Annotated in this window: 21 protein-coding genes; 16 read left to right on the top strand and 5 right to left on the bottom strand. The window is 70.2% G+C overall.

Translation table 11 applies throughout. The annotated features are described in order from the left end of the window. Positions 1-5: 5 nt before the first annotated feature. On the bottom strand, positions 6-1799 hold the full coding sequence (locus tag HEK131_RS29550; protein ID WP_244452178.1) for an NAD-binding protein: 1794 nt from the start codon (positions 1797-1799) through the stop codon (positions 6-8). Positions 1800-1960: 161 nt separating this feature from the next. On the opposite strand from HEK131_RS29550, the gene HEK131_RS29545 reads away from it, so the two are divergent. Continuing rightward, entirely contained in the window at positions 1961-2980 is a 1020-nt protein-coding gene (locus HEK131_RS29545; RefSeq protein WP_244451846.1) for a permease, read from the top strand. Then, positions 2977-3687, top strand: coding sequence for a TIGR03943 family putative permease subunit (locus tag HEK131_RS29540; RefSeq protein ID WP_244451845.1), 711 nt, complete (start codon positions 2977-2979; stop codon positions 3685-3687). Before HEK131_RS29545 ends, HEK131_RS29540 begins: the two co-directional genes overlap by 4 nt. A gap of 121 nt (positions 3688-3808) precedes the next feature. On the opposite strand, the gene HEK131_RS29535 is transcribed toward HEK131_RS29540, so the two are convergent. Further along, a complete protein-coding gene (locus tag HEK131_RS29535; protein ID WP_244451844.1) occupies positions 3809-4705 on the bottom strand; it encodes an SCO2400 family protein in 897 nt (298 codons plus the stop codon). 238 nt (positions 4706-4943) lie between these two features. Here HEK131_RS29535 and HEK131_RS29530 point away from each other — a divergent pair, with 238 nt between their 5' ends. The 14 genes from HEK131_RS29530 (at position 4944) to HEK131_RS29470 (ending at position 14548) form a co-directional block, all read left to right on the top strand. Next, complete coding sequence (locus HEK131_RS29530; RefSeq protein ID WP_217464989.1) at positions 4944-5417, top strand: carboxymuconolactone decarboxylase family protein; 474 nt, start codon at positions 4944-4946, stop codon at positions 5415-5417. A gap of 112 nt (positions 5418-5529) precedes the next feature. Next, on the top strand, positions 5530-6567 hold the full coding sequence (locus HEK131_RS29525; protein ID WP_244451843.1) for a permease: 1038 nt from the start codon (positions 5530-5532) through the stop codon (positions 6565-6567). Further along, positions 6564-7340: a TIGR03943 family putative permease subunit gene (locus tag HEK131_RS29520; RefSeq protein ID WP_244451842.1), complete on the top strand. Its 777-nt coding sequence runs from the start codon at positions 6564-6566 to the stop codon at positions 7338-7340. Before HEK131_RS29525 ends, HEK131_RS29520 begins: the two co-directional genes overlap by 4 nt. Positions 7341-7517: 177 nt before the next feature. Then, positions 7518-8000 (top strand): fluoride efflux transporter CrcB, encoded by a 483-nt coding sequence (gene crcB / locus HEK131_RS29515; protein ID WP_217464987.1) that lies wholly within the window; start codon positions 7518-7520, stop codon positions 7998-8000. 43 nt (positions 8001-8043) lie between these two features. Then, the gene (gene crcB / locus HEK131_RS29510) at positions 8044-8418 is read left to right on the top strand and encodes a fluoride efflux transporter CrcB (protein WP_244451841.1); all 375 of its coding nucleotides are present in this window, start codon (positions 8044-8046) and stop codon (positions 8416-8418) included. Between the two features lie 11 nt (positions 8419-8429). Further along, positions 8430-8840 carry an Imm50 family immunity protein gene (locus tag HEK131_RS29505; protein WP_244451840.1) on the top strand — a complete coding sequence of 137 codons (411 nt, stop codon included), beginning with the start codon at positions 8430-8432 and terminating at the stop codon, positions 8838-8840. Between the two features lie 57 nt (positions 8841-8897). Then, positions 8898-9356, top strand: a complete 459-nt coding sequence (locus tag HEK131_RS29500) for a hypothetical protein (RefSeq protein WP_244451839.1) — start codon at positions 8898-8900, stop codon at positions 9354-9356. A gap of 14 nt (positions 9357-9370) precedes the next feature. Further along, entirely contained in the window at positions 9371-10003 is a 633-nt protein-coding gene (locus tag HEK131_RS29495) for a hypothetical protein (protein WP_244451838.1), read from the top strand. Beyond that, positions 10003-11670, top strand: coding sequence for a putative T7SS-secreted protein (locus HEK131_RS29490; protein WP_244451837.1), 1668 nt, complete (start codon positions 10003-10005; stop codon positions 11668-11670). Before HEK131_RS29495 ends, HEK131_RS29490 begins: the two co-directional genes overlap by 1 nt. A 4-nt stretch (positions 11671-11674) precedes the next feature. Continuing rightward, positions 11675-12106, top strand: a complete 432-nt coding sequence (locus tag HEK131_RS29485; RefSeq protein WP_244451836.1) for a DUF4279 domain-containing protein — start codon at positions 11675-11677, stop codon at positions 12104-12106. 67 nt (positions 12107-12173) lie between these two features. After that, positions 12174-12551: a hypothetical protein gene (locus tag HEK131_RS29480; protein ID WP_244451835.1), complete on the top strand. Its 378-nt coding sequence runs from the start codon at positions 12174-12176 to the stop codon at positions 12549-12551. Between the two features lie 389 nt (positions 12552-12940). After that, positions 12941-13066 (top strand): hypothetical protein, encoded by a 126-nt coding sequence (locus tag HEK131_RS30210; RefSeq protein WP_279614284.1) that lies wholly within the window; start codon positions 12941-12943, stop codon positions 13064-13066. Positions 13067-13134: 68 nt separating this feature from the next. Beyond that, entirely contained in the window at positions 13135-13659 is a 525-nt protein-coding gene (locus tag HEK131_RS29475; RefSeq protein WP_244451834.1) for a VOC family protein, read from the top strand. A 61-nt stretch (positions 13660-13720) separates the two neighbouring features. After that, positions 13721-14548 (top strand): hypothetical protein, encoded by an 828-nt coding sequence (locus HEK131_RS29470; protein ID WP_244451833.1) that lies wholly within the window; start codon positions 13721-13723, stop codon positions 14546-14548. On the opposite strand, the gene HEK131_RS29465 is transcribed toward HEK131_RS29470, so the two are convergent. From HEK131_RS29465 to HEK131_RS29455, 3 genes are all read right to left on the bottom strand, one after another. Beyond that, positions 14542-15177: a hypothetical protein gene (locus tag HEK131_RS29465; RefSeq protein WP_244451832.1), complete on the bottom strand. Its 636-nt coding sequence runs from the start codon at positions 15175-15177 to the stop codon at positions 14542-14544. The two genes, HEK131_RS29470 and HEK131_RS29465, sit on opposite strands and share 7 nt — an antisense overlap. A 518-nt stretch (positions 15178-15695) precedes the next feature. Further along, complete coding sequence (locus tag HEK131_RS29460) at positions 15696-18080, bottom strand: hypothetical protein (RefSeq protein WP_244451831.1); 2385 nt, start codon at positions 18078-18080, stop codon at positions 15696-15698. Positions 18081-18166: 86 nt separating this feature from the next. Then, positions 18167-18847 carry a hypothetical protein gene (locus tag HEK131_RS29455; protein ID WP_244451830.1) on the bottom strand — a complete coding sequence of 227 codons (681 nt, stop codon included), beginning with the start codon at positions 18845-18847 and terminating at the stop codon, positions 18167-18169. Between the last annotated feature and the right edge of the window lie 77 nt (positions 18848-18924).

Raw genomic sequence — 18924 nt, 5'->3', positions numbered from 1 at the left:
ACGGCTCAGCCGAGTTCCGCCAGACCCCGGCGGGTCGCCGCGATCACCACCCGGTCGTCCTTCGTGAGGAGGCGGTCGGGTGGTGTGTCGGGTTCGCCTTCCACGGCCACGGCGCGCCAGATGCCCGGGGCGAAGGCGTCCGCCAGGGTACGGCCCTCCAGTTGGGGGCGGCCGGCGACGTCCACCGAGGCGAAGAGGAGGACGCGGCGCTCCACCGGGACCGCGCCCAGGACGCGGCGGCCCAGCATCGCCCCGGCGAAGGCGGGGGCCGAGAGGTAGGAGACGCTGCGGCTGCGGGTCGTGGCCAGCGGGTGGGCCACGCGCAGGGTGCGGTAGACGGCGGTGGCGAAGTCGTCGTCGTACAGGCGCAGTACCGCGCGCAGGTCGGGCCGGACCCCGCGGGCGTACAGCACGGCCTCCAGGTTGGTCGTGTCCGCGCTGGTCACCGCGAGCAGGGCGTGCGCCCGGCGGATCTTGGCCGCCTCCAGTACGCCCTCCTGCGTGACGTCCCCGATCACCACCGGCACCCGCAGCCGCCGCGCCACGGCGAGCCCGCGCGCCTCCGGGTTGCCCTCCACGCACACCACCGGGATGTTCAGCTCCCGCAGCCGGATCAGCACCCGCGTACCGATCTTGCCCAGGCCCAGCAGGACGACGTGCCCGCCGAGCCCGCGCGGCGGCTTCCGCAGCGCGGACTGCGTGCGGAAGGTGCCCAGCCCCTCCAGGACCGCCGCCAGCAGCACGGGCAGCAGGAGCAACCCGACCAGTCCTGAGAGGAGTTGGAGGATCTGCCGTCCCGTCGACTGTCCCAGCGCGGGCTCGTCGATCGCGAACAGGTCCAGCAGGGTCAGGTAGAAGGCGCCCAGGGGGTGGATGCCGGTCACGATCGACAGGGCGACCGCGAGCGCGATCACGCACCCGGCGAGCACGGCCAGCGACCACCTCAACTGCTTGGAGAACAGGGAGGAGAGGGGCGGGACACCGCCCACCCCGAGCCCGTTGCCCGCCGCCGGGCCCTCCGCCGCGGAGAACCGCTCCAGCGTCACCGTGGACCGGCCCCCGGCCCGCCGTACCTCCGCGTCGTCGGGCAGCAGCACCGGCCCGCCGTCGTCGCCGTCGGCCGACAGCAGCGCCAGCGTGCACACTCCGCGCGGCGCGGGCGCGCCGGCCTGGGGCGGGACCCGCTCCACCGCGCGCAGCAGCAGCCCCTCCGCCTGGATCACCTTGCCGGTTCCGGCGACGGCGGTCGCGGCGAGCGCGGGCGCGGCGGTGTCGGCGTCGGAGAGCACGGAGGTGGCCGCGTCCCGCACCGCCTCGTCGTTCTCGCCCACCAACACGGCTGCCTGATCGAGGAGTTCCTCGATGTGCTGGCCCAACCGGCGGTTGTAGAGCCGCAGTACGAGGCGCACGCGGGGGTTGAGGCGCCGTGCGGTGAGGGCGGCGCGGATGTTGGTCTCGTCGTCCTCGTAGACCAGCGCGAGCGCGGCCGCCCGCTCCACCCCGGCCTCGGCGAGCACCTGCTCGGTCAGGAACTCGGTCTCCAGCACCCTTTCGCCGCCCTGGTGTCGGCCTCCCGCACCGGCGTCGCTCCCGGCGGGAGAGGTGCCCCCGCCCCGGCCGACCGCCACCCCGACCACCCGGTCGAAGAGCGCCGCCGGAGCGGACCGGGGCCGTCCGACCACCGGCCGCCGCGCGGTGCGCGCGTTCGGTGGTACGACGAGGACGACCTGCTCGCCGTAGACTCCGCGCAACTCGGCGGACAACCGGTGCGCGAGACCGTCGTCCCCGCACACCACCATGGGCGCCGACGCGCCACCGGGACCGCCCTGATACGGAACGCTGCTCGCCACGAGGGGAAAGACTGCCCCAAGAAGGCGGACGGTTCCAGCCAACGCCTGAACGGGCCCACCGGCGGCCGCGTACCGCAGAGCAGCCGCACCCAGCCGGAGGTATCCCAGCCGTGGCCATCACCGAAGACGCCCCGCCCGGCGCGGAGTCGGGGACCGCATCGCCCGGCGGACGGCCCGGCGGCGGCAGGCTCAGCTCCCCGCTCGTACTGACCCTGGTGCTCCTGCTCGCCGTACTCGCCCAGGCGCCGATCCGGGGCGCGCTCGGCACCCCGGTGATGCAGAGCTGGACCACGGTGTTCGTCGCCGTGACCGTGCAGGCGCTGCCCTTCCTGGTGCTCGGGGTCCTGCTCTCCGCCGCCATCGCCGTCTTCGTACCGCCCGCCTTCTTCGCCCGCGCCCTGCCGAGCCGTCCCGCTCTCGCCGTCCCCGTCGCCGGGCTGGCGGGCGCGGTGCTGCCGGGGTGCGAGTGCGCGTCGGTGCCGGTGGCGGGCGCGCTGGTGCGGCGGGGGGTGACCCCGGCGGCCGCGCTGGCGTTCCTGCTGTCCGCGCCCGCGATCAACCCGATCGTGCTCACCGCCACGGCCGTCGCCTTCCCGAACGCCCCGGAGATGGTCCTCGCCCGGTTCGCCGCGAGCCTGCTCGTGGCCTGCGCGATGGGCTGGCTCTGGCAGCGGCTCGGCCGCGCCGACTGGCTGCGCCCGCCCGCGCACGGCGCGCACGAGGGCGCCACGAAGGCGGAGACGTTCTGGAACTCCGTGCGCCACGACATCATGCACGCGGGCGGCTTCCTGGTGGTGGGCGCGATGGCCGCGGCCACGCTGAAGGCGGTGGCTCCGGCGGAGTGGCTGCGTACGGCCGCGGGCAACCCCTTCCTCGCCGTCCTCGCGCTCGCCGTCCTCGCCGTGGTGCTGTCCATCTGCTCGGAGGCGGACGCGTTCGTCGCGGCCTCGCTGACCGACTTCTCCCCGACGGCCAAGCTGGTGTTCCTGGTGGTGGGCCCGATGATCGACCTCAAGCTGTTCGCCATGCAGGCGGGCACCTTCGGCCGCGGCTTCGCGCTGCGTTTCGCCCCGGCGACCTTCACGCTGGCCGTCGCGGGCGCGCTGCTGACCGGGGCGGTGCTGCTGTGAACCGCCAGGCGCAGGCCGCCGTGATGTTCCTGCTCGGCGGAGCGCTGCTGCACGCGGGGACGACCGATCTGTATCTCCGGTACGTCAAGTCCGGGTTGCAGCCGCTGCTGTTGGCGGCGGGGGTGGTCCTGGTCGCGGCCGCGCTGACGACGGTCTGGTACGAGCGGAAGCGGGCTCATGGGGCTCATGGGGCTCATGGGGGTCACCCCGAGCCGCGCGTGGCCTGGCTCCTGGTGCTGCCCGTGCTCGCCCTCATCCTCATCGCCCCGCCCGCCCTCGGCTCCTACAGCGCGGTGCGCACGGGTACGGCACTCCAACCCCCGTACGGTCTGGACCCGTTGCCCGCCAAGGACCCCGTCCGGCTGAGCGTCGTCGACTACGCCTCCCGCGCCGCCTACGGCCACACCCTGCGCGGCCGCACCGTCCGCGTCACCGGCTTCCTCGCCCTGGACGCGCACGGCACCCCGTACCTGGTCCGCATGGCCCTCAACTGCTGCGCGGCCGACGCCCAGCCGGTCAAGATCGGCCTGACGGGCCAACTCCCGCCGGTGCTGCGGCCGGACGCGTGGATGGAGGTGACGGGGGAGTACGCGTCCCGCGTGACGCGCGACCCGGTCAACAACGGGCCGATCCCGTATCTCCGGGTCACGTCGGCCCGCCCGGTGCCCGCTCCGGCCGACCCTTATGACGAGACGTGGAACAAGTGAGGCGACGCGGGGCCGGCTTGGCTGCGGCGCCCGGCTCTTGAGGGGGCTCCGGCCTCCTCGAGAGCGTCAGCCCCTGCCTCGGGCCGGGGCGGGGGCTGACGGTGTCCGATTTCGCGGGGCGTCAGCCCAGGCAGACGACCAGGAGGCAGAGGCGGGAGGGGGACGCCGAGGGTGCGGCCGACGGTGACGCCGACCGTGAGGCCGACTGAGAGGGGGACGCCGGGGCCGAGGACGGGGGCTGGGACGCCGGGGTCGTCGACGGGGGCGCGCTGGGGGAATCCGTCGTGGTGTCCGGGGTGGGCGCGGGGGTGCTCCCGGCCGGGGTGGGGGACTGCTCCGTCGGGGCCGACGGCGAGGACGGTGTGGCGGAGTCCGGCGCGGCGCTGTGGGGGAGGGGGAGCAGCGACCGGGAGTGCGGCAGGGCGGAGTGCGACGCGGAGCGGGACGGCTCGGACGGCTCCGGGGAGGCGGTGCGCGGCGCGGCGGGGGTCGTGCCGCGGGGCGCCGAGGGTGCCGTGGACTTGCCGTCGCCCGTGCGCGGGGGGCTGCTCGGGGCGGCCGAGCCGTGGGCCGGGGAGCGCGTGGGTACCGGCAGGCCCGCCGTGGCCTCGGGGCCCGTACCACCCATCGGGCGCTCGGCCTGTGCCGCCGTGGGCCGGGTGCGGTCGGTCGGCTGGTGGTTCAGCGCGGCGAAGGTGAGGCCGCCGCCGACCAGGGTGACGGCGGCCGCCAGTACGGCCCGGCGGCGGGTCTTCCTCCAGCGGGTCTGCTCACGGCGCCGCGCCGCACGGCCGCTGCCCGTGGCCACCTCGGCCGGGGGCTGCGGACGCGGAGCGATCGGCGGGGGCGCCGACCTGCCGTTGCGCGACGGGGCCGCGTCCTCCTCGCCGGGCCGCCGGACGGCGTACGTGCTCGGCCGGACCGGCATCGGAGCCAGGTCCGGGGAGGCGCAGTCGCCGCAGCCGGGGCAGACCAGGGCGCCGTTCAGATGCCGACGGCAGGCGGAGCAGTAGTCCATTCGCGGTCTTCCTGGGTCGACGGGCGCGGGTGAGGCGCCGCCACCGTAACGGGGCTTTCGGAAGACTGTGTGCGCCCCATGTGTCTCTCGTGCACACATTCCCAGGGGATTCCAGGTGCCCGGACCCTATGTGGCCCCATGACGCAGGTCACCCCCACACATGTCACACCCGAGCCGCCCCGGCCGTCGTAACCGTGAATCCCCCGCAACCGGATCACCGGATCACAGGAGTGCAGCAATGGACGCTCGTCTGAACCCCTTCGCCGTCCCGGCGGCCGCCAAGGTCATCAAGCACATCAACTCGGCCGGAAAGGTGGTCTCGGACTCCACCCTCCCCGCCGCCACCCAGGAGCTCGTGAAGATCCGCGCCAGCCAGATCAACGGCTGCGGCTTCTGCCTCGACATGCACACCAAGGAGGCGGCGCACGCGGGCGAGACCCAGCAGCGGCTGAACCTGGTCGCCGCCTGGCGCGAGGCCACCGTGTTCACCGACGCCGAGCGCGCCGCCCTCGAACTGGCCGAGCAGGGCACCCGCATGGCCGACGTGCCGGGCGCCGTCACCGACGAGGCGTGGGCGAACGCCGCCAAGCACTACGACGAGGACCAGCTCGCCGCCCTGGTCTTCCTCATCGGCCTCATCAACGCCTACAACCGCATGAACGTCATGCTCCGCATGCCCGCCGGCGACTACCAGGTCGGCCAGTTCGCCTGAGCCGCCGGCCCGGCCCCTTCGCCGGGTGATCCGGAGGCGAGACGGCGTGTGCGCCCCGCCGCGCGCACGCCCCTCGCTTATCGTCGGCCGAACACCGACATCCGGAGTGAAAATGGGAAAAACGGATGAGCTGGTGGGAGTGGTCGACGGGACGGCGACGGTAGCCACCCCCACCGCCCCACCGGCCCGCCCCAGCCCCGTACGTCTCCTGCTCGCCCTCACCGCCGGGGCGGCCGTAGGGATCACGGTGCTGCTGCTCGCCCGCGCCGGGGTGCTCGACCGGCCCGCCGTCCAGGCGTGGCGCACCGTCTGTCTGGCGATCACCGTGCAGGCGCTGCCGTTCCTGATCCTCGGCACCGTGCTGTCCGGCGCGATCAACGCCTTCGTCCCGGCCGACCTGTTCACCCGCGTGCTGCCCAGGCGGGCCGCGCTCGCCGTGCCGGTGGCGGGGCTCGCGGGCGCGGTCCTGCCGGGGTGCGAGTGCGCGTCCGTGCCGGTCGCCAACAGCCTGATCCGGCGGGGCGTCACCCCGGCCGCGGCCTTCGCCTTCCTGCTGTCCGCGCCCGCGATCAACCCGATCGTGCTCACCGCCACGGCGGTCGCCTTCCCCGGCAACCCCGCCATGGTCGTCGCCCGGCTGGTCGCCTCGCTGGCCACCGCCGCCGTGATGGGCTGGCTGTGGCTCTGCCTCGGCAAGGAGAAGTGGCTGCGCCCGGCCGTACGGCACACCGGCCACCAGCACGGGCACAGCCGCTGGACCGAGTTCCGCCAGGGCTTCCAGCACGACTTCCTGCACGCCGGGGGCTTCCTGGTGCTCGGCGCGATGGCGGCGGCCACCTTCAACGTCGCCGTACCGCGCTCGGTGCTCGACACCTTCTCCGGCTCGCCCTGGCTCTCCGTGCTGTTCCTCGCCGGACTCGCTGTCCTGCTGGCCGTCTGCTCGGAGGCCGACGCCTTCGTGGCGGCCTCGCTCACAGGCTTCTCACCCACGGCCCGGCTCGCTTTCATGGTGGTCGGCCCCATGGTGGACCTGAAGCTGATCGCCCTTCAGGCAGGCACCTTCGGCCGCGCCTTCGCCGTACGCTTCTCCGCCGCGACCACGGTCGTCGCCGTCGCCGCCAGCGCCCTGATCGGAGGCGCGCTGCTGTGAGACGCCTCGCCCAGACCGCACTGCTCGCCCTCATCGGCGCCGGCCTGCTGCACACGGCCCTCTTCACCGACCTCTACCTGCGCTACGTCAAGGAGGGTCTGCGCCCCGTCCTGATCGCCTCCGGCGCCGTCCTCCTGCTGCTCGGCGCGGTGAACGCGTACCTCGACCTGCGCCGACCGGAGCCCCCCGGACACGGGCACGGACAGGGACACGAACACGGGCACGCGCGCGCCCACGAGCACGGCCACGACCACTCCGCCGCGCCCCGGGTCGCCTGGCTCCTCGCCCTCCCCGCCGTGAGCCTGCTGGCGTTCGCCCCGCCCGCGCTCGGCGCCTACACGGCCGCGCACTCGGGCGGGAAACCGGTGACGACCACCGCGCGGCAACGATTCGACAGGCTCCCCGCGACCTCCCCGCTCCCCCTGACCCTCACCGGCTTCACCAAGCGCGTCCAGCAGGACCCCACGCAGGCGATCAGGGGCAGGCAGGTCCGGCTCACCGGGTTCGTCACCCCGGCCGGGCCCGGCGGCGGCTGGTACCTGACCCGGATCATCTTCACCTGCTGCGCCGCCGACTCCCAGACGGTCAAGGTCCGCGTGTACGGAACCGACGCCCCGCCCGCCGACACCTGGCTCGCCGTCACCGGTACCTGGCACCCGGCGGGCCGCCTCGGCACCAGGAGCGCCGAGGCCGCGCTCGACGTCCACGAGACCCGTCCCATCGCCCAGCCGGTCAACGCCTTCACGGACGACCTCCCACTGACCCCGTCGTAGCCGCACCGCGACCCGCCAGGACCCCGCGATACCCTGATGACCGGCCGCGCCTGACCCGTGCGGCACGGCGGTGGGGCTCGCCGTACCCGAACCGCGGCACCGAGGCCGCCGACAGTCCCTACTTGCGATGGAGCACGCCCGCCTGCGCGGGCCCCGGCGAGTAGGAGACGTACGCCCATGACACCCCCACGGCCCACCACGAACGAACCCGTCGACCCCGACATCGACCTGCGCTCCTCCGCCCAGCGGCAGGAAGCGTGGCGGGGGCAGGGCCCGGTCGTGGCCGTGGTCGCGCTCGGCGGCGGCATCGGCGCGACCCTCCGCTACGCGGCCTCGCTGCTGTGGCCGGTCCCCAGCCCCGGCTTCCCGTGGACCACCCTGCTGGTCAATGTGACCGGCTGCGCGGTCATCGGCGTCTTCATGGTGCTGATCAGCGAGGTGTGGACGGCGCACCGGCTGGTCCGGCCGTTCTTCGGCACCGGCGTGCTGGGCGGCTTCACCACGTTCTCCACGTACGCCGTCGAGATCGAACGGCTGGTGGACGCCGGGGAGGCCCGCACCGCCCTCGCCTACCTGGCCACGACCCTGATCGCGGCCCTCGGCGCCGTCGGACTCGCGGCCGTCCTCACGCGCCGCGTCCTGGCCTGGAGGCAGCGATGACCACGGCGAGGCCGACGGGCGCCGCCGGCGAGGAGGAGAAGGCGTGAACTGGCTGCTGGTGATCGTCGGCGGCATGGCCGGAGCCCCGCTGCGCTACCTCACCGACCGCGCCGTGCAGAAACGCCACGACGCCGCCTTCCCCTGGGGCACCCTCACCGTGAACGTCCTCGGCTGCCTCATCCTGGGCCTGCTGACCGGCGCCGTCACCGCGGGCGCCGCCTCCTCCCACGTCCAACTCCTCATCGGCACGGGCCTGTGCGGCGCCCTCACCACGTACTCCACCTTCTCCTACGAGACCCTCCGCCTGACCGAGACCGGCACCCGTTACCTTGCCGCGGCCAACGTGGCGGCGAGCGTCGCGGCGGGCCTGGGCGCGGCCTTCATGGGGACGGCGCTCGCGGAGGCGGTGTGGGGATGACGAGTGACAACATGACCGCCCCGGAGGCCTGGACCGCGCTCATCCTCAACCCCCAGGGCCTGAAAGCGGTTTACGGCGAGCGGCTCCCACCCCTCACCGCCGTACGCCTCAGGCAGCTCACCCTGCACGAGGAGGGCCCCGCCCTCACCCTTCGCCTGGACCTCTCGACCTTCCCGGCCGACCCTCCCCTCAAGTGGGCGGCCAAGGGCTTCAACACCGTCCAGATCACACTGTCCTTCAGCGGTCTCCGTACCCTCACCCTCCACGGCTTCGGCACCGAGATCACCGCGGACCTGGTCCTGGAGGCAGCGGGCACCGGAGTCACCGTCCACCTGGCCGCCCCCGGCATCACCGTTGCGGCGACCGCCGAAATCGCCTATCTCGCAGCCCTGTCGGCCTACACCGACGGGGAATCCCCGTGACAAGGGTGTGACGGATACGAACTTGTTCCCCCAGATCGCAGTAGTGATGATGGGCGCATGTCTGAGTACGGGGACGGCACGGCAGACAACGGTGCAGCGGGCGGTGCGCTCGCCCGGGCGGAAGTGCGCGCTCGCAAAAGAGAGTTCGATGAGCTGCTCGGTGAGTTCCGCCGTACCCCCGTTCTCGTACCGCTGGGTACCGATCAGGGCAGCGAACGAGCGCTGCTGACAGCCGACTTCAACGGCATCCGCTTCATCCTGGCCTTCTCCGACGAGCAGGCTCTCGCCCGGTACGCGACCGCGCGGGGGGAGTCGGCGCGTGAGTGGGCGTATCAGCGGATCCTGGGTGCGCGTCTGCTGGACGTGGCGGTGCCTGCGGCCGGGGTGCCGTGCGGGGTGGCGCTGGACTGTGCGGACGGTTCGGACGGGGTGGTGTTCCCGCCGGTCGTGGGGATCGTGCCGGACGGCGCGGCGGTGGACCTGGGCGACGAGACGCGGCACGGGGGTGCGCTGTGAGTGGTGAGGGCGGGATGGATCTCCAGGCGCAGGGTCTGGAGGAGATCGCCAAGGGCCTGACGGAGGCGCTGGGTGAACTGGGCGAGCTGGGCATGGCCGGCCAGGCCGGCGCGGGCCGTGGTTTCTCCGGCATCGCCCTGTCGGGGCTGGAGTTGGGTCATGAGGGTCTGACGGGTGAGCTGAAGACGTTCTGCGAGCGCTGGGAGTGGGGCGTGCGCGCCCTGGTCGCGGAGGGCAACGCCTTCGCGCAGAAGACGAACCTGTCGGCGGGGACGTACTACGAGACCGAGCAGTACCTCAAGGGCAGCGTGAAGATCGTGGCCAACTCGGCGGTGGGCAACCCGTACGCCTCCGAGGAGGACGTCGAGAAGATGGGCTGGGGGGACATCGCCGAGTCCGGCCGGACGGTGGACTATTCGCAGGAGTCCTTCGAGCAGGCGTGGGAGAACAGCAAGCAGGGCTGGAAGGACGCGGGCCGGGACGCGATGACGGCACCCCTGATCGGCACGATCCCTGTCACGCCGGAGAACATGCACGGTGCGCTGGGCGTGTCGGACAAGGAGTACGACCAGTTCCTGGACGACACCTTCGGCCCGTCCCCGGAGGCCCGCGCGAAGGCCGCCGAGCAGCAGGGCGGTGAGGGCTGATGGGGCTGGGGGACGTCACCAACTCGCTGCTGGGCGGCGCGGAGGACCTGTTCGACAAGGGTAAGAAGAAGGTCGGCGAGCTGGTCGACTCCGGCACGGACAAGCTGGGCGGCGCGATGGACCGCGTCGGCCTGCACGACTGGGCCGACGGTGTGGAGGACTGGGGCGACGACGTCGCTTCCGACCTGGGCGCGACCCCGGGGGAGCAGCAGCTCGGCGACACCGAGCAGGCGGATGAACTCGTGCACGGCAAGCCGGAGAAGATCCGGGAGAGCGCGAAGCATCTGAAGGACTTCCACGGGGCGTTCGACAAGGTCGGCTCGGGCCTGAAGAAGATCGACTCGGCGGGCTGGAAGGGCGAGGGCGGCGACGCCTTCCGGGAGAAGTTCGGCGTCCACCCCACCAAGTGGGCCCACGCGGCGGAGGCGTGCGGTTCGGCGGCGGGCGCGCTGGAGCGGTACGCCGACACGGTCACCTGGGCGCAGAAGCAGGCGGCGGAGGCCGTCGAGCTGTACAAGAAGGGCACGAAGGCGTTCGAGGACGCGGCCGACGACTACCAGAAGAAGGCCGACGCCTACAACGCCAAGGCCCGCGCGGGCGACGACCCCGGTGTGAAGCCGGTGCAGGACACAGGGGCGGGCAAGTCCGACATCAAGGCGGCGGTGGCCAAGCTGGCCGAGGCCCGCAAGCAGCGCAACACCGCCGCCGCGGAGGCCCAGGGCAAGGTCAAGGCGGCCCTCGCGCACGCCCCGGCCGAACCCCCGCCGCTGGAACGCCTCGGCAACGACTTCACCGACGGCTTCCAGGCCGCCAACACCGAGCTGACCCACGTCGTCGGCGGCGCCCTGAAGGGCACGGCCGGCCTGGTCAACTTCGCCCGCGGCCTGAACCCGACCGACCCGTACAACCTGACCCACCCGGCGGCCTACCTCCAGAACGTCAGCATGACGCTATCCGGTCTGGTCTCCGCGGGGACCCACCCCGAGCGCACGGTCCAGGCGGCCATCGACGGCCTGAAGAAGGACCCGTCGGAGTTCGTGGGACGACTGATCCCGGAACTGATCGGCACCAAGGGGGCGGGGCTGGCGCGAGGCGGGCTACGCATGGCGGCACGGGAAGGTCTTGAGGGAGCGGCGCAACGCGGCGTGCGGCAGGGCATCGAGCGTGAGGCCGCCAGAGGACTCGGCGACCCCATGCCGGAACACGCGGACGTCATGAACGCGCTACGCGAGACCAAGCCGCAGATAATCAACGAGAAATGGCCGAGCACCGACGGTCGTTATTACGCGGACCGTGTGCTCGCCGGTGGCCGCCCGGATGGGGAGACGGTCCTCGCGGGTCACGGTTTCATCGAATCGGGGGCCGGTGAGATCGTGGTCCCCAAAGGCACTTCGATCACTTTCTACGTGGAACACGGCGAACGAATTCCTGGCCTCAACGGCCTGACCGTCGAACGCGGCGTGTATCCGGAAGGGTATTCCCACACCCTTCACGAAGGCGCCACGATCCCCAACTACACGCTGGCCCCTCCCGCCGCGTCGGGTGGTGGCACTTTCAGTGTGTTCGAGAACTCCACGACCGTCGCCGAAAGGACGAAGCTGGGAGAGCTGTTGAAGCCCGGCATGGGGAACGTCCACTGGGCGGCCTGTCGTGAGAAGCTAGGATGACTTGATGTACGAGGAGTCGCGCATGGGTGAGACGGGAAAGCGTCACTGGGTGTTGACGGACGTGTCGCTCGTCGTCAAGGGAAGAGATCTGCGCCCCGAAGAGGTCACGCCGTTCCTTGAGTTGGAGCCCACCGCATTCCGCGATCCGGGTCCTGGTCAGTGGGACGATCCGGGCGATGTCGACGGTCGGTGGAGGATCGGCTGCGACGAGCGCACCAGCCGGGACTTTCGCGAGCAGTTGGACACGGTCCTTTCCGTCGCGGAACAAAAGCGGGTCGAACTCAGGCAGTTGGTCGACCGGGGGTATGAGGTCACCATCAACCTGTTCGGATTCGCCGGAAATGATGCCACTCTTTCTCTTGAGTTCGAAGAGATCAAGAGAATCGCACTGCTGGGATTCCCGCTCAGGGTGGCCGCCAGCATGAACGAACGCTGAGAGAGCGGTGATGAAAATTAACCCCTGGGGTAACCTGAGCACGTCCTTGGTCGTCACAGGCCCGGGTGTGGATTCCGCTTTCCTCCTCGCCGAGTTGCACATCGGTGACAGTGAAGACGCCTTGTCGTCCGAGGGTGTGGGAATCTATTCCGGCCCCGGCTGGGCCACACTCACCGTTCACGACCGCCATGCGAAAAGCGCCGACGAACAGGTCGCGGAACTCCTCGAACTCCTCAGCTCCCGCGAGGCGGCGCTCGACGCGCTGAAGCAGGCCGGGAATTCGGTGAAGGTCGATGTGTCAGGCGTCGCCGAACCACGAACCGCACTGCTCGTCTCGCCCACGGTTCTCGCCGGTCTCGCCGACCTGGGACTCCCCGTCACGTTCACGACGGTCACGGAATCCGGTGAGGATCCGGAAGACCCGCTGGCCTGGCTCGACACCTGAGCCTGTGGCCACGGAACGGGAAGCGCGGGCTCTCGCAGCACTACTCACCCCCGACGGAAACCTGGCCCCTTCCTGGCTGAAGGGGAAGTCGGTGACCCCGCTCCCCGTCGGTGAGCAACTGGACGCGACGCAGGCGGCCCACCACCACGAACTCCGCGCAGTGGCAGCCAAATACGCCCCCGCCCACACTGCGTGGTCCCACCCCGCAGATGTCGCCCCGAACACCGCAGCAGCCCACCAACTGCGGCTACTGCGGGACTTCACCAACGGCACAGTGTCAGCGGCGGACTTCGCCCGCGCCTGGTGGCAGACCCGTCGAACTTCCCGAGCGAACGGCTACCGGCGAACGGCTCCGAGGCCCCCTGGCGGACCTCTTCGACCGGGTGTTCATGCTCCTCGAGGACTACGAGGTGGACCCCCGACTCGCCGAGCCCATCGACCTCCCGGCCGCAGCGCTCCACGCAGCGGTGACCGAGGCGTACCGGAGGCTCGTGCCGACTTCGGAGGCCATCTAGGAACGGAACTGTCCTAGTCGATCCCTAGTGTCGTCATCCCACGAAGAACCACAGGAGGGGACGACGCCATGAGTCGTACTGCACCCGAGGGCCACACCACCGTCGCACCGTGGGTGGTGACCGACGACACCGGCGCACTGCTCGACTTCATCACCGCCGCGTTCGACGGCGAAGAACTCGCACGCGTGCCGGTGGAGGACGGCAGCATCGGCCACGGCGAGATCCGCGTCGGCGACACGGTCGTGCTGGCCTTCGACCGACGGCCCGACTGGCCGGTGATGCCCACCCTGTTGCGGGTCTACGTCCCGGACGCGGACGCCGCCATGGCCGCTGCTGTCGCGCACGGGGCGACAGTGATCACCGAGTCCGCCGACAGTGCGTGGGGGGATCGCGGCGGCCGGGTGCGGGACCCGTTCGGCAACATCTGGTGGGTGATGAGCCGGGTCGAGGACATCGCACCGGACCTGGCCTGGCAGCGAATGTCCGAGCCGAAGTACGCCGAGGCGATGCGCACGGCCCAGCAGACCCTGGACGCCGCGCTCAGCGGCCGGCAGGCAGGGGTGGCGAGCGCACCACTGCGCCCGGCCCACTGAGATCGACTTCCCGGGGGCGATTCCCTGCGGCCCGCCCGAACGGCCGCGATACCTTGCCGCCATGTGCATCTCAACCAGCGCGGCCGAGTTCTCCGGCACGATCGTGTACTGCGGACGGCAGCACCACCCGGTGCACGGCCTCGTCCACGTGCTGGGCTACGAGAACACCGCCGTGAACCTGGCGGAGGGCCCGAACGCCATGCTGTTGCACGTACCCACGCGGCAGCTCACGCCCCGCCACTTCCTCTCCGCAGGGCGCAGCGGGGATGTCCTGCGCAACATGGTCGCCGCCGTTGAGACCGCGGCCGACTCGGCCGACGGCATGGAGTGGATGAGCGCGGAACCGGAGCCCGTCCAGGTCTTCGACCACGACGTCTACACGGTCCTCCTGGCGCACGACCCCACCGCCATCCCCGCCGCGCTCGGTCAGGTGCCACCGCAAAGGCGCCCCGATCTCGACCCGGAGCTCCTGCGCTTCTACGCCGACCACTTCCCCGACCACACCATCGCCGTGTGCTGCTTCGACAACGCCGACGCGCAACGGGCCAAGCCGCTGCTGCTCTGGTACCCGCCCCTCGACCCCGACCGGCTGACCGCGCCGGCCCTGGACGCCCACACGGGCAAGGCGCCGGACCTCGACGCCGTCGTACCCGTGGACCACTGGGTCCTGTTCTCCACCGACGAGGCCCCCACCGACTGGGGCACCGCGATCGACCACCCGGAGGACATGCGCCACCGCCTGCGCGCCTTCCTCCCCGACACCGTCGTAGGCAGGCACTACGGCGAAGGTCAGACCCTCCCCAACGGAGACTTCACCATCACCCACCGCGACCTGCTCACCGGCGACCTCGACCGCATCGAGCGCACACGACCACCCCGACTTCAGTAGCGGGCCCAGCGGCCGCGAGAAACGTCCCGTCCTGAGGTCACGTCCTCCGCGATACGACGCCACCCTTCCTCCCCGCCGGGCAACGGCCACGCCCAGGTGAGCCGGGTCGCGGTGTCCAGGTCGTGGAGTCGCCGGACGAGCTGGGGACCGGCGGTGGCGGCGCCGTCCGGGACGGTGGGGCCGTGGAGGGTACGGAGTTCGGCGAAGCGGGCCAGTTCACGCTCGTAGGAGTCCACGACGTCATCGATGCGCGCGGCACGGTCGTCGCGGGGCACCGTGCGGTGCAACTGCAGCAGCGGAGGCTCGACGGACTCGGCGATCGCCGCGGCGAGCCGCGCGTGACCGTCGAGGATCAGATGGCAGTCCAGGCCACTGACCCACCACAACAGGACGGGCGGGAGCGTCCCGTCCCGTGCCTGCTTGCGGTACGCCTTAACCCGGCTGTCGTCCGGACCGGGCACGGGCCGCAGCGGCAGCACCTCGAACGAGCCGGAGTGGACGAACCAGTCGATGTGCCCGTCCGGATGTCCCTCGACGACCCTGATCTCTGCTTGTAGATAGCCTGCCTGCGGCGAGTTGGGCACCACGTCCGGCTCGAAGCCTCTCTTACGGGCATCGAGGTACCGCACGATGCATCGATGATCTGGTGTTGGCGACGAAGAGTTCGTCCTGGGTGCGGATGCCGGAGCGCAGTCCCTCGAAGTTCCACGCGAGGGCGATGCCGAAGTTGGAGACGTAGTATGCACTCGACGATGAGGACGTTCTGACTGCCTCGTGGTGCGATGCCCTGAGCCCGGCTCAGGGCGGCTTCCTCGGCTGGCAGCACCAGCACGTTGCACTCGTGCAGGACGCCCGATGAGCCGGTCACGTAGATGCCGAGGTGGACCTCAAGGGCGGGAGCGCCGTCGAACTCGACGCACGTTTGGCCATGGGTGCCACGTCACCAGTGCGCGTACTGAGTGATCTCCTGCTGGCACGCGAGATATCACGTATTCCAGCCGATTTGTAGTAGGCACAGCATTCCACTTGTGGCACCTAAAACGGGGTCTACAGCAAGTCAGGACCAGTTCTGCTCTCTCATCACTGGTCCTGACCTAGTGCCTCATGGTTGGGGCAGCGGGATTCGAGCTCTCAACTCTCTCACTGGTCAGTCAAGGAGCGTCTCCGGGGAATCCTCGGATTCCGAATTGTCCTCCTCCAGTGCATGGTCTCCCACGGTCCTGCGCCGCAGGTTCTCCACGTCGGTCAGGATGCCGACCAGCAGTTTGTGTAGATGGTCGAGTTGGTCAACCGGGACGATCGGAGTGTGGTCCCCGACTTCCGGCTCCAGTGCATGCAGGTGGTCGAGGGCGTCTCGGGCGCCCTGCACTCCGAGGTGGAGGGTCTTGCGGTGTGCGGCGGCGCGCTGGCTGGGCGGAACCGGAACGTCCTCGTCTCGGGGCCCGGGGAACGACGCTCCGACCACGGTCCCGACCCCTGCGTCGATGGTTCCGTACTGGAACAGTGGCGTCCCGGAGTCCGCCACATCGGACGTCTCGCCGGATTCGTCGACGAGGGGCCCGCTCTGTGCTGACTCCGCCTCATTGGTCGGCGTAGTCTCCTCGTTTGGCGCGGGCGGAGCCGTAGGCGGGATGACAACCATCGGCGGCGCAACCTTCGCCATGCGATCCGGGTCCGAGGCGGCGACGACGTCCCACTCGTACAGCGGCACCGGCACGCCGTCGGCGTCGACGGCGATACGGTCCTCCGCGTCGAGGTCGACCTTGAAGTAGATGTACGGCGGCTCGTCGGATTCGACCGACTCCTTACCTGTGAGGCTCTGCTTGGGCACGGAGTTCTGCGGCAGGTCGTTGCTGCGGAAGGTATTGGCGGCCAGCGCGAGGGTCCACAGGCCGAGTTCGTTCGTCGGCTTGGAGAGTCCCTCGATGACCTTGTTCACATCCGAACGGAAGGGGACTCCACCCTTCTCCTTCCTAGCCCCCAGCGATGAGCCGACGTTCCTGGTCAGGAGCTTGTCAGCGATCAACGCGACGCCGCCGGCCACCGCTAGGGTGCGGCGGGCGTCGTCGTTGCCGTTCATTGCCAGTTCAATGAGCGTGGTGAAGTCCTCGGTGGGGACCGGAGTCCAGCCCTGGGTGACGTCGGCTGATAGCACACCGCCGTTGTTCCATGCGTTGCGCGCCTGCTTAGTGACCAGCTTCTTCTTCGCGCGCCAGGGTAGGTCGATGATCGGTCCGAGTAGCTCACCGAATCCCTTCATACTCATACGCTGGCCGCCCTTGATGGCCTTGGCCTGGTCCTTGAGTAGTTCGAGGAGGTCCGGCTGGGTCAGGGCGCTGACCAGGTAGACGGCACGCCACAGGGCGGTCCCGGGAGGGGCCGGTTCGCCTCCGAAGACCTGCGGAAGCTCGGTCACGGGGATGCGGCCGACGGCAAGGCCGTACACCGCCTGGAGGTCGGCTGTGTTCCAGCGTGGGTCTCCCTGCTGGATGATCCGCTTCAGGGCCCGGGTGATGACCTCGACGTTCTGGGCCGCTGCGTCCCACTGCTTGAACTCGACATGCACCGAGGCCAGTACGGAGCGGATGGCGTCGTCGAAGATGTCCTCCGGCGACAGCACCCGGCCGTCGTGGCCCTCGATTCCGACAGCGATCTGTGCTGGAACGACGAAGGACTGGGCGATCTGAGCGGCCCGGAGCCCGGGCGTCGCCGCCTTCATCTCGCCGTCGAACTGCTGCCGCCGTACCTGGCGCCACTGCGCCCGGCTGGCCGTCAACCGCTGCCCGAGACCGGGCCCTGCCGCCGCCCCTGCCGTGGATGCGCTCCCGAGCAGTGCGTCAGTGGCCAAGGTGGCCACCGCGGCGGTGTCGGCATCGTGCTCGGCTAGTACCGCCCAAGCGCTGGCGAGCCGGGTGATCCCGTCACGGACGACGAGAACGTGGATCGGCTCCGTGCCGTCCTCGAAGGTGATCTCGACAGGGTGGGTGATCAGGTTGCGGGTGACGGAGCGCGTGAGGATGGAGGTCGCGTAGCTGTTGAGCGACAGCGTCGCATGGATGGTCTGCCATACGTGGTTCCGCAGGTGGACGAGGTTCTCGTAGCGGTACTGCACGATCGCACTGGGACGCCCTTCACGGGTAATCCCGTGCACCTGCGGGTCGGGTACCTCCGAGACTTCCATGCCGGTACGAGGCTGGGGACCGGGGAACAGTTCGCTCAGCAGGACACGGGTGACGACCGACCGCAGCGTTGCCCCCTCGACGTTTTCGACCATCAGGAGGCCAGAGGGCTCATCCGGCGTCGGACGAAGCTGAACTGTCACTGCATCGGGACGAGTTGTTGCACGCGCTATGGCGTCCCACGAGGCGTCCGGCAGCCAGGTGTTCGGATTGGCCTGGCCCGCCGCGATCACCGCTGCGACATGGCTGTCCGTCGAGTCGGCAGGGAGATGGGACGAGATGTTGGTTACCCGGATCGTGTCCGTCCCCCAGGAGACGTCGATGGAAAGAGCAGCGGGTTTGCTGGTGGTCATGGGTACAGATCTCCAATGTGGTCTGAAGTGGCCTGCGGTGGTCATCACGAAGGGTGGCGAGTCCCATGAACTCGCCACCCTTATCGTTATTTGAAGATTTCTACCGAGATGTCCTCGTCTGCCCAGGGCAACTCTGGCGGAAGCCAGGTCGGCCTGCAGCTCATGTTCGGGTAACACCGATGTTGATAAGCGGCGTAAGCCCCGAGCTTTGTGGGTGTCAGGAACAGCTCGATCTCGGTCACACGGCAGGGGAGAGCCCTCAAGGTCGGTGATTCCGGGGGCAGGGGCTCAAGATCCGGACCGTCCGCAGTGATGCGGTACCAGGTAATCCCGCGGCTGGTATGGATAAGGGCGAATCCCGAGGATCGTCCTGCGAGCCGAGTGCACAACCAGTCGAGCACGTCCTGCTCTGCCTGCCGGGAATGCCGTTTGGATATGTGGGCGATGAGTAGCTTGGGGAAATCGGCCAGAGCCTCGGTGAATTGTCTGGCGTACTGATGACCCAGCGCACGCGCAGCCTTGGGGTTGACGGCCTGCGAGCGGACGTCAAATTCCCCCTTGACGAGTCTGCTCGGGTGCGGTAATGGCCGTGATGTAGGGATTCGTAGCCGGTCACCGAGAAGGGAGTTCCACTTATGCTGATACTTCGTGATCTCTGCAGCTGCTAGTTCAAGCACACATATGGTGCGAAGCGGCAGATGCCCGGAGGTGCCGACGATGAAGACGGGATCCTCGCATGGGATGGGTATCTCTTCAGCGTTGCTCATCCGTAACTCCTGACAGTGACGGTGTCGGGGGTGCATAGGTGGCGAGGGTGATGCGTCGCCACCAGAGTGGTTGGCGC

Origin of the sequence: Streptomyces seoulensis, assembly GCF_022846655.1 — a bacterium.
Lineage (GTDB): Bacteria > Actinomycetota > Actinomycetes > Streptomycetales > Streptomycetaceae > Streptomyces.
The sequence above is the reverse complement of the archived record's forward strand: the minus strand, read 5'-3'. Positions and strand labels throughout refer to the sequence as shown.